This is a genomic window from Candidatus Margulisiibacteriota bacterium, from assembly GCA_031268855.1.
In the GTDB taxonomy this organism is placed as follows: domain Bacteria; phylum Margulisbacteria; class Termititenacia; order Termititenacales; family Termititenacaceae; genus Termititenax.
The window spans coordinates 1-9,000 of sequence record JAIRWS010000046.1 but is presented as its reverse complement, the minus strand read 5'-3'; the positions used below and the strand labels follow the sequence as shown (position 1 = coordinate 9,000).

The 9,000-nt window shown below is 49.2% G+C and carries 13 protein-coding genes; 8 read left to right on the top strand and 5 right to left on the bottom strand.

What is annotated here, in order from left to right; translation table 11 throughout:
* Positions 1 to 277 precede the first annotated feature (277 nt).
* From LBJ25_03110 to LBJ25_03085, 6 genes are all read left to right on the top strand, one after another.
* A complete protein-coding gene (locus LBJ25_03110) occupies positions 278 to 1,786 on the top strand; it encodes a saccharopine dehydrogenase NADP-binding domain-containing protein (GenBank protein MDR1452947.1) in 1,509 nt (502 codons plus the stop codon).
* Between the two features lie 24 nt (positions 1,787 to 1,810).
* Complete coding sequence (locus LBJ25_03105; GenBank protein ID MDR1452946.1) at positions 1,811 to 2,995, top strand: type III PLP-dependent enzyme; 1,185 nt, start codon at positions 1,811 to 1,813, stop codon at positions 2,993 to 2,995.
* A gap of 7 nt (positions 2,996 to 3,002) precedes the next feature.
* Positions 3,003 to 4,445, top strand: coding sequence for a M48 family metalloprotease (locus LBJ25_03100; GenBank protein ID MDR1452945.1), 1,443 nt, complete (start codon positions 3,003 to 3,005; stop codon positions 4,443 to 4,445).
* Between the two features lies 1 nt (position 4,446).
* Positions 4,447 to 5,298 carry a radical SAM protein gene (locus LBJ25_03095; protein ID MDR1452944.1) on the top strand — a complete coding sequence of 284 codons (852 nt, stop codon included), beginning with the start codon at positions 4,447 to 4,449 and terminating at the stop codon, positions 5,296 to 5,298.
* A gap of 74 nt (positions 5,299 to 5,372) precedes the next feature.
* A complete protein-coding gene (locus LBJ25_03090; protein ID MDR1452943.1) occupies positions 5,373 to 5,642 on the top strand; it encodes a type II toxin-antitoxin system Phd/YefM family antitoxin in 270 nt (89 codons plus the stop codon).
* A complete protein-coding gene (locus tag LBJ25_03085) occupies positions 5,629 to 5,958 on the top strand; it encodes a type II toxin-antitoxin system RelE/ParE family toxin (GenBank protein ID MDR1452942.1) in 330 nt (109 codons plus the stop codon). The genes LBJ25_03090 and LBJ25_03085 overlap by 14 nt, the downstream gene beginning before the upstream one ends.
* A 71-nt stretch (positions 5,959 to 6,029) precedes the next feature.
* On the opposite strand, the gene LBJ25_03080 is transcribed toward LBJ25_03085, so the two are convergent.
* From LBJ25_03080 to LBJ25_03070, 3 genes are read right to left on the bottom strand one after another with little or no spacing between them, the layout of a single operon-like run.
* Positions 6,030 to 6,359 (bottom strand): type II toxin-antitoxin system PemK/MazF family toxin, encoded by a 330-nt coding sequence (locus LBJ25_03080; GenBank protein ID MDR1452941.1) that lies wholly within the window; start codon positions 6,357 to 6,359, stop codon positions 6,030 to 6,032.
* A gap of 3 nt (positions 6,360 to 6,362) precedes the next feature.
* Positions 6,363 to 6,587: a ribbon-helix-helix domain-containing protein gene (locus LBJ25_03075; protein MDR1452940.1), complete on the bottom strand. Its 225-nt coding sequence runs from the start codon at positions 6,585 to 6,587 to the stop codon at positions 6,363 to 6,365.
* A gap of 47 nt (positions 6,588 to 6,634) precedes the next feature.
* Positions 6,635 to 7,381, bottom strand: a complete 747-nt coding sequence (locus tag LBJ25_03070) for a hypothetical protein (GenBank protein ID MDR1452939.1) — start codon at positions 7,379 to 7,381, stop codon at positions 6,635 to 6,637.
* Between the two features lie 76 nt (positions 7,382 to 7,457).
* Here LBJ25_03070 and LBJ25_03065 point away from each other — a divergent pair, with 76 nt between their 5' ends.
* Positions 7,458 to 7,712 carry a helix-turn-helix domain-containing protein gene (locus LBJ25_03065; protein MDR1452938.1) on the top strand — a complete coding sequence of 85 codons (255 nt, stop codon included), beginning with the start codon at positions 7,458 to 7,460 and terminating at the stop codon, positions 7,710 to 7,712.
* 110 nt (positions 7,713 to 7,822) lie between these two features.
* Here the strand turns inward: LBJ25_03065 and LBJ25_03060 are convergent, their stop codons facing one another.
* A complete protein-coding gene (locus tag LBJ25_03060) occupies positions 7,823 to 8,311 on the bottom strand; it encodes a hypothetical protein (GenBank protein ID MDR1452937.1) in 489 nt (162 codons plus the stop codon).
* An 80-nt stretch (positions 8,312 to 8,391) separates the two neighbouring features.
* On the opposite strand from LBJ25_03060, the gene LBJ25_03055 reads away from it, so the two are divergent.
* Entirely contained in the window at positions 8,392 to 8,625 is a 234-nt protein-coding gene (locus tag LBJ25_03055; protein ID MDR1452936.1) for a helix-turn-helix domain-containing protein, read from the top strand.
* On the opposite strand, the gene LBJ25_03050 is transcribed toward LBJ25_03055, so the two are convergent.
* A partial coding sequence (locus LBJ25_03050) for a methyltransferase domain-containing protein (protein ID MDR1452935.1) occupies positions 8,622 to 9,000 on the bottom strand: 379 nt, incomplete at its 5' end. The two genes, LBJ25_03055 and LBJ25_03050, sit on opposite strands and share 4 nt — an antisense overlap.

The window sequence follows — 9,000 nt, the reverse complement described above, 5'->3', positions numbered from 1 at the left end:
TGCATAAATTATCCTATGAGTCCTGTCTTGATGTGGCCGTATTAATGCGCATCGAGAAAGGCGTATCCTCGCCAGTGCTGGACACGCTATTGAAGATCATTGACGGCCTGGATCTGACGCCCGCGAAATTTTGGCAAAAATTTAATTAATCCGCGAAAATTTTCCTTGCTATCGTCGGCAAAATATGTTAATTTTTCGCACATGGGGAAATTTTCTTAGAGTTCTAAGAAAATTTCCTTGTTTTTTATTTTTAGAAAGTTCAAAGGAAGTGAAATAATTGAAAATAAAGTTTGACGGAAAAATTTTAGTTATTGGTTGCGGCGGTGTGGCGCAGTGTTTTTTGCCCCTGCTCGTCAAACATCTGGAAATGCCGCCGCATAAAATAACCGTCATTGATTTCACTGACAAAACTGAAGCGATTGCCGATATTATTCAGGCCGGTGTCAATTTCAAAAAAGACCGCGTGACCAAAGAAAATATCAGTAGCAAATTGGCCGAGTACGTCGGCGGCGGCGACATAATTATCGATCTAGCCTGGAATATCGACTGCAACACTATTTTGCAATGGTGCCATGAACACAATGTCCGTTACGTCAATACTTCCGTCGAGGAGTGGGATCCTTACGCTAGCGCGGAAAACACCTCCCCGCAGAAACGCACGCTCTACTACCGCCAGATGCAGATCCGCGAGATGCTGGCCAGCTGGAAAGAAAAAGGCCCCTCGGCGGTCATCGATCACGGCGCTAATCCTGGGCTGGTGTCGCACTTCGTCAAAGTCGCGCTGGTCGATATTGCCAATAAATTACTGCAAGACCGGCCTCCAGACGCGCGCGCTGAAAATTTGCAGAAATATTTGCAGGCGGAAAACTGGCCGAAAATCGCCCAAGCGCTCGGCGTGAAAGTCATTCACATCAGTGAGCGCGACACGCAGGTCATCGACAAACCCAAACAGCTCAACGAGTTCGTCAACACTTGGAGCATCGAGGGTTTTTACGAAGAAAGCATCGCGCCGGCGGAGCTGGGCTGGGGCACGCATGAGTTGTCCCTGCCGCCCTATGCGCTAACGCACAGCCGCGGCCCGCAAAATCAGATCTGCCTGGCCAGAATGGGGGCGAAAACCAAAGTGCGCAGCTGGACACCCTGCGGTGAGATCACCGGCATGGTGATCCGCCACGGCGAAGCTTTTTCGATCTCGGATTATTTGACTGTGTGGGGCAGCGGTGAAGCCGGCAAATACAGCGGCGGCGAAGCTGATAAGCATATTGGCGCGGAACCGGTGTACCGACCGACCGTGCATTACGCTTACTGTCCCTGTGACGGCGCGCAGCTTTCCATCGCCGAGCTGGAAATGCGCCAGTTTAAGCTGCACGAAAAGCAGCGGATTTTGCGGGACGAAATTATCGACGGCCGCGACGAACTGGGCGTGCTGCTCATGGGGCACGATTTCAAATCCTGGTGGACCGGCAGTCTGCTGGACATTCACACCGCGCGCCAGCTTGCGCCGCGGCAAAACGCCACGACTTTGCAGGTTGCCTGTTCGGTGCTGGGCGCGCTTTTTTGGCTGATCCACAATCCGCAGGAAGGCGTAAAAAATCCTGACCAGCTGCCCTACAAAGAAGTGCTGGAAGTCGCCCGCCCCTATCTCGGCGAATTTGTTTCCCTGCCGTCAAACTGGGACCCGACGCAAAACCGCCGCGACATTGACATGTTTAATAAATACCGTCCGCAGCCGCGGCGCATTGACGAAAATTTAATGTGGCAGTTTAATACGTTCTTGGTGGAATAAAAAAACCACAGAGGAGGCAGATAATTGGCACACGAAGAACCTGAGGGTGCGGAGGCCATCCGGCCTAGCATCAAAGCGCCGAAAACCCGCGAAGGCATCGAATCGCTGATCCGTAAATTAGTCAAAGAGCACAACACGCCTTTACTGCTCATTTTAAAAAGCGTCTTAAGCAAACAATTCTATTATTTCAAAAAAAAGCTGCCCAGTATCGAGCCGTTTTACGCGATCAAGTCCAACCCTAACGCGCAGGTTTTGAAACATTTTGTCAGTTTGGGCTGCGCGTTCGACGTGGCCAGCGCTAAAGAGATCGAGTGGGTCCTGCGCGCTGGCGCCAAACCGCGCAATATTATTTTTGCCAATACTATAAAATCCGAGGCCGACCTGCAGTACGCGCACTGCCACAAGATCGATCTGCTGACTTTCGACAATGAGCTGGAGCTGTATAAAATCGCTAAATTCTGTCCTAGGTCCCGAGTGGTTCTGCGCATCAAAGTCGCCAATATCGGCAGCGTGGTGCAGCTTTCACTCAAATTCGGCGCCGACCCAGAACAGGCGACATATCTGCTGAAAAAAGCGCGTTCACTGGGGCTGCATCCAGAAGGCATCAGTTTTCACGTCGGCTCGCAGTGCACAAACATTAATAATTATATTCAAGCGCTGGAAATGTCCACCAAGATTTTTACAGAAGCGGAAAGTGTCGGCATTTATCTCAAGCTGCTGGACATCGGCGGCGGTTTTCCGATCAAGCATTTTGACGACGAGGACGGCTCGGTTTTTGAAAAAATGTCCAGCACCCTGCGCAAAGAGATCAAGCGGCTTTTCAAAAGTTACGACAAGCTGCGTATCATCGCCGAGCCGGGACGGTTTTTTTGCGGGCCGGCCGGCATACTGATCACGCAGGTCGTCGGCAAAGCTTTTCGTGATAACAAGTATTATTACTATATTAATGACGGCGTGTATCAGGATTTTTCCGGCGTGATTTTTGACCACTGTAAATATGAATTCAAAACACTGAAGCGCGGGCCGAAACTGCTCTGCACGATCGCCGGCCCGACCTGCGATTCGCTGGATATTATTTCGCTGACCGAAGAATTGCCGGAACTGGACATCGGCAACGTGATCTATGTGAAAAATATCGGCGCGTATTCCTGCGCCAGCGCCGTGCCGACTTTCAATGGTTTTGCGCCGGCCAAGATTTTAGCTGTCTGATCATTTAATGAAAAAACTTGTTTTAACCGTTCTATTATTATCCAGCGTTTTTCTCCTGACCGCCTGCGCGCGCAATCCGGCCACCGGCGGATATTCGCTGAATTTTTACTCCAGCGCGCAGGAGTATCAAATGGGCGAGGAATATCACCCGCGGCTTGTCGCGCAGTACGGCGAATATACAGACCCCAACCTGCACAACTACGTGCAGGGCATTGTGGATCGTCTGGGCGACGTATCACACCGGCCGGATCTGAATTACCGCGTGACCTTGCTGGACACGCCGGAGATCAACGCTTTTGCCATACCGGGCGGCCGCGTCTACGTCTGCCGTGGTTTGCTGGTCTATATCAATTCCGAAGCGGAGTTAGCCGGCGTCATGGGGCATGAACTCGGCCATGTCAACGCCAGGCACAGTGTGCAGCAAATGTCCAAACAGCAAAGTCTGGATTTTGGCTTGTTGTTCGGCGCGCTATTTTTGGCCAAAGACAGTGAACAAAACGCGCAAAATTTTCTTGATCTCGGCGGCGCGGTTTCCAATCTGGCCATGCTTTCTTACAGCCGTGAGGACGAAATGGAAGCCGACCGGCTGGGTCTGGAATACGCGCATCAGGCCGGTTTTAGTCCGCTGGGCGTCGAGCAGGTGATGAAGATGTTCGAGAGACTGAGCGGCCAGCAAAGCGAATGGAATATCCTGCTTTCCTCACACCCCGCTTCGGAAACACGCAGCAAGCAGGCGCGTCTCGAGGCGCGCAAACTGGCGGAAAATCAGGACATTAACCGCGAGTTAGACCGCGACGTTTATCTGGGAAAGATCAAAAATATTGTTACCGGCCGCAATCCCGAACGCGGCGTCATCAGCGGCGGAAATTTTTACAGCACGCGCTACCAATTAGCCTTTAACGGCGGCAGCGGCAAATTCAATCTGGACGGCAGTTATTTAATGGTCTGGCAAAATCCGCAACAGACCGCAGTGGCGCAGCTCGACCTGCTGGAAATGAACAACAATCCGGAAAAAACTAAAACTACGCAGACGGAGAAAAGCCTGGGCACGGCCGCGCACACTGTCCTCAGCCGCAGCTGGAACAACAGCCACGGCAACGCTTATATTTATCTGGCGCGCGGCAAAGACGGTTACTATCAGATCAGCCAGTATTTCAATATTTACCGTGGCAAAATGCTCTGCTTCACGGTCACGGAAAAATTGTCCGGTCAGCAGACTACGCTGGCCAATCTTGACTCCGCGCTGCAAAATCTGCGGCCGCTTTCCGCTGCCGAGGCTGATCAGTTCAAAGCGGCGCGTCTGGAAGTCTACACGGCGCAGGCTGATGACACTTGGGCAAGCCTGGCCAAAATTTATTTTACAGACGCCGAAGCGCAAAGACTGGCCTGGTTCAACGGCTGCGAATTGACCGACGCTCTACCGGAAAAAATAAAATTGGGATTATTTTAAGATGCCGCGCCAGGGAAACGAAACCAGCTGTCTTTTCGGCCCCGTCAATTCACGGCGGCTGGGGCACAGTCTGGGCATTGATCTAGTAAAATTCAAAACCTGTACTTTCAACTGTGTGTTTTGCGAGTGTGGCCGGACTACCGCCCTGACCACCGAGCGGCAGATATTTATTCCCACCGCCAAAGTCTTGCGGGAACTCGGCCTATTTTTTGCCAAACCGCATTGCGACTCTCTTCGACCCTCTTCGACTCTCTTCGCCAGCGTATCCGCAGGATACTCCGCTCAGAGACCACCACGCAGAGACCACCACGCAGAGACCAGTTCTCCAGGCCCGGTAGATGTGCTGACTTTTTCCGGCGGCGGAGAACCTACGCTAGCCGCCAATCTCGGCGAAGTAATCGCGGAGATCAAAAAAAACTATCCGGCATACAAAGTTTGTCTATTGACCAATTCTACGCTGCTCTCCGACAGCCAGGTGCGTGCAGAAATAAAGCTGGCGGATATTATTATACCGTCGCTCAATGCCGTGTCTCCGCCGGCGTTCCAGAAAATCAACCGGCCGCCAGTCAGTGTCACGCCGGAAAAAGTCCTGAGCGGCCTTCTTGATCTGCGGCGGGAATACACCGGCCAATTATTGCTGGAGATTTTTATCGTGCCGGAAGTCAACGACACGCCGCAGGAACTCGCCCTGCTACGCGAAGCCGCCGCGCTGATCAAACCGGACGGCGTACAGTTAAATTCTCTCGACCGCGCTGGAGCCGAAGACTGGGTCAAGCCGGCGTCCGCCGAAAACATGCAAAAGATCAAAGAGTTTTTTAAAAATTTTAATACGAATTATTATCTACAACGGTAAATCACCCAAATACTGCCTTGATTTATAATAAATTAGTATTATAATAAATATACTAATTTGTGGAGTAATTAAATATGCCAATAATCCAGCCGTTATCCGAGTTGAGAACCAACACGACTAAAATCGCCAGACTGGCTCATGCCGAATCTGAAGCGATATATATCACCAAAAATGGTTATGCTGATTTGGTCGTCTTGAGCGTGGAAGAGTACGAACGACATCTTGCTAAATTAGAAGTGTATGAAAAATTGGCCGCTTCACAGGCTGAAGTAGTTTCAGGCCAGAAATTGCTGCCGCTGGAGGAAGTATTCGCCAAATACAAAGCGCAATATGGGGAAGCCTAATTATACTGTAGTCCTCACACCCAGCGCAGACCAGGATCTGGCTGAAATATTCCAATATGTGGCCAGTCAGCTTAACGCGCCCGACACCGCGGCGCAGTTGGTCGCTAAACTACACCAAACTCTCGCTGGTTTGGTTTTCCTGCCCCAGCGCCACGCGCTAGTCAAAGATAATTTCTTAAGCAAACAAGGTTTTCGCGTGCTGCCTAAAGCGAATTATTTAATTTTTTACGTGAGCGACAAAAATACCAGGCAAGTGATTATTCATCGGATTTTGTCCGCCAAACGTAATTATCTAAAACTTTTTCAGCAAAACTAGCGTTTCCACCTACGTGGTCTGCGGAAAAAAATACATGGTCAACACGCCTGTCTCTTTTGTCAGAAAAAACATCAATATTCAATATCCAAAGCGATCAAAAGCGCTTCTTTTAATCCGGCTAATTTGCGATAAGACAATTTGCCTATATAGTGCGTCAATAAACTTTTCGGAATACTGACCAATTCATCGCAGTGAATAGCGCTGTCATGCTTTAATCCCTCGTTCACGCCTACCGGCACCTGCGTAGACAAAGCAGCATAGCGGGAATAGACCGGCGCGCAGGTCACCATCGAAAACTTGGAATCGATCAAGATTTGCCTGCTAACCACCGCAAACACACGGTAGTTTTTAGGATCGTTTTTAGAGCCGCGATAGACACGATACAAGTCGCCGCGCCGCATAAATTAATAGACCTGATACAAAAGCGTGTCAGCAGCTTCTTTGTTTAATTGCGCGGCGGATTTATTAATATCTTTCAAGTCTTTCCGGTTACGCTCTTCCCGCCGCAGTAATTCCAAATAACGCCATAACGCCCGTTCGATAAAATCCGAGCGATTATCAATAAAATCCAGTTTGTCCATCTGTTCCAATAAATCACTGGATAAAGAAATAGATGTTTTTACTTTCATGGTGGTAATATTGTACTACCATAGTAGTATATTAACCAGTCCTGTAATTAAACCATTTTCTTAATATAGATTACCGTATAATACGCTGGCACTATATCGAAAGCCGCGCCGTTCCCGGTATTGCCGATAGTGCCGCCGGAGATATCATGAGTGTGTCCGGAGGAGGCAATACTGCCACTGATACTGTGCTCATGCGCGGTGCTGTCGCTTGCGGTGGAACCCGAGACTGTGGCGGTATGACTATGATCGCTGTTGTTTATAGTAATACCTGTTGCGGCAGTATTAGTTGTCGCATACTCAAGGCCACTTATGCTACTACCACTCTCCGAGAGATACCCAGCATTAGTATGCGAGCCAGAGCCTTCTATCCTGTGTGTATGTTGCGGATCAGTGATCGTGTGCGCGTGTGTCCCGCCGGTTATCGATACGGCCAAAGCGCCACTGCTATGCGAGTGGCTCGCTGAGCCGCTGGAAGCGGCTAAAGTGCCGTTACCGTGTGAATGATCACCGCCGGTTATTTTTAATCCGTCTAACGAATGACCGTGGCTGGGCAAATTGTCCGTGCTCAAGATTGCCGAGCCGCCGCCCACGCCGCCGCTCGCGGCGCTGCCCCGGATAAATTTATCTTTCAGATCCGGCGTCTTGCCGTGAGGCGTGTTGCGCCCATCGCAGATATACCAGCCGCCGCGGCCGTCCGTCCAGCCGCCGTCCATCATCAATATCGCGCCCACGGGAAAAAACACCATATCCAGTATGTCGCTCGCCAGCATTGGCTGGCCTTTTGCTATAGTCATAAAAGTACCCCTCCTGTTCCTAGCTACGTTTCCAATTGGAAACGCTATAATACATACTGTACCATAAAATAAAGCGATGTCAAGTGACAACGTAACTGTAAAAAATGATTTTGGACTTCCTTATGATGCTAAAGATATTGGCAAATATATCCGCAAGCTACGCCGAGAGCGCAAATTGAGCATGTATCAGCTTGCCTTAAACACGGGTGTTACCAGAACGGTGCTGATGCGTGTCGAAAAAGGCGAGCGCGAGCCGCGCGTAAATACTTTACTTAAAATCATCGATGGTTTAGAGCTGCGTCCCGCGGAATTTTTTCGGATATTTGACTAGAGTTCTTTAAAGATTTTAATACAAATTATTATTTAAAACGGTAAAAACTATCCAAAATTTTTCCAGTAAGACAAAACAAAGTAAAAATTTATCTTTCAGCAACCAACATTTTAAGAAACTTTCATAACATAAATAACTGTATAATAGCTGGGCACGATATTGATCGTCAGGGGCGCGGGACTGGCCGAACCGCCGCCAGTAACTGTGATGTCGGTAAATGATTTACCTGTATTATCAACCATGTATCTTCTCTCTCCGGATCCATGATAGCTTTGTTGTGCCTCAAAATTGCCTCCTCCGCCAGCATCTGTGTATGCGTGGATATGTCCCGGGTCATTAACTGTATGCGTATGCTCGGGTAAATTATTAGTCCCTACAGAGAAACTCTGGCTATCCACGCCGCTGTCTTTTTCATTCAGACTGTTGTAGACCGCTTTGGCTGAAGGATACTCCGTGGAGCTGTTGCTCAAAGTGTCTGTTTTATTCGCCACCTTTTCTCTAGTATTCAACGCCGCGGTCATGCCCGCCGCCGAAAGCTGTTCGCCCTTACTGATAAAATATGGCTCCCCCGCAAAGTTGTCAGTGTAATCATTGGCCATAAAAATTTCCCCTTTGGTCTTTATTTAATGACGTTCTCACAATAGAACGGTACTGACAAATTATAACCTAATATATGGGTATGTCAACCGACAACGATTTAATCTATGATGCGGTAGATGTAGGCATTTATATCACCAAGTTACGTAAGGCAAAAAAACTCAGCATGTATCAATTGGCTCTTAATTCTGGCGTAAGTCGTTCCATTTTATTCTATATAGAAAAAGGCATTCGTGAGCCGCACATGAACACGGTATTCAAAATTATTGACGGACTGGAAATGCGCCCCGCGGAATTTTTTCGGACATTCAATTAACCAGGAGATTTTTCCAGTAACGCCAATGTTTCTACATGCGTGGTTTGCGGAAAGAAATCGTACGGTATTATTTCCTTAACTTTGTAACTTGCTGTCAACATTTTCAAATCCCGCGCCAGCGAAGTCGGGTTGCAGGAGAGATAAATTATTTTCTGCGGTTTAATTTCTAAAATCTTGTTTATCAGTTCAGCAGCCAGTCCCTTGCGCGGCGGATCAGCAATAATGATCTCCGGCGCGCCGAGAGCCTCGACGCTTTGTCTTTCCATCTGACCCTGCTGGAAACGGACATTTGTCACGCCGTTATTTTCCGCGTTGCGCCTGGCGTCTTTGACGGACTGCGGGACTTCCTCGATACCCAGCACCGACGCGGCTGTG

Coding starts and splice junctions, on each gene's coding strand:
- LBJ25_03075 (MDR1452940.1), bottom strand. CDS start 6,587: ATGAAAGTAAAAACATCTATTTCTTTATCCAGTGATTTATTGGAACAG.
- LBJ25_03070 (MDR1452939.1), bottom strand. CDS start 7,381: ATGACTATAGCAAAAGGCCAGCCAATGCTGGCGAGCGACATACTGGAT.
- LBJ25_03100 (MDR1452945.1), top strand. CDS start 3,003: ATGAAAAAACTTGTTTTAACCGTTCTATTATTATCCAGCGTTTTTCTC.
- LBJ25_03065 (MDR1452938.1), top strand. CDS start 7,458: ATGTCAAGTGACAACGTAACTGTAAAAAATGATTTTGGACTTCCTTAT.
- LBJ25_03055 (MDR1452936.1), top strand. CDS start 8,392: ATGTCAACCGACAACGATTTAATCTATGATGCGGTAGATGTAGGCATT.
- LBJ25_03080 (MDR1452941.1), bottom strand. CDS start 6,359: ATGCGGCGCGGCGACTTGTATCGTGTCTATCGCGGCTCTAAAAACGAT.
- LBJ25_03090 (MDR1452943.1), top strand. CDS start 5,373: ATGCCAATAATCCAGCCGTTATCCGAGTTGAGAACCAACACGACTAAA.
- LBJ25_03060 (MDR1452937.1), bottom strand. CDS start 8,311: ATGGCCAATGATTACACTGACAACTTTGCGGGGGAGCCATATTTTATC.
- LBJ25_03095 (MDR1452944.1), top strand. CDS start 4,447: ATGCCGCGCCAGGGAAACGAAACCAGCTGTCTTTTCGGCCCCGTCAAT.
- LBJ25_03085 (MDR1452942.1), top strand. CDS start 5,629: ATGGGGAAGCCTAATTATACTGTAGTCCTCACACCCAGCGCAGACCAG.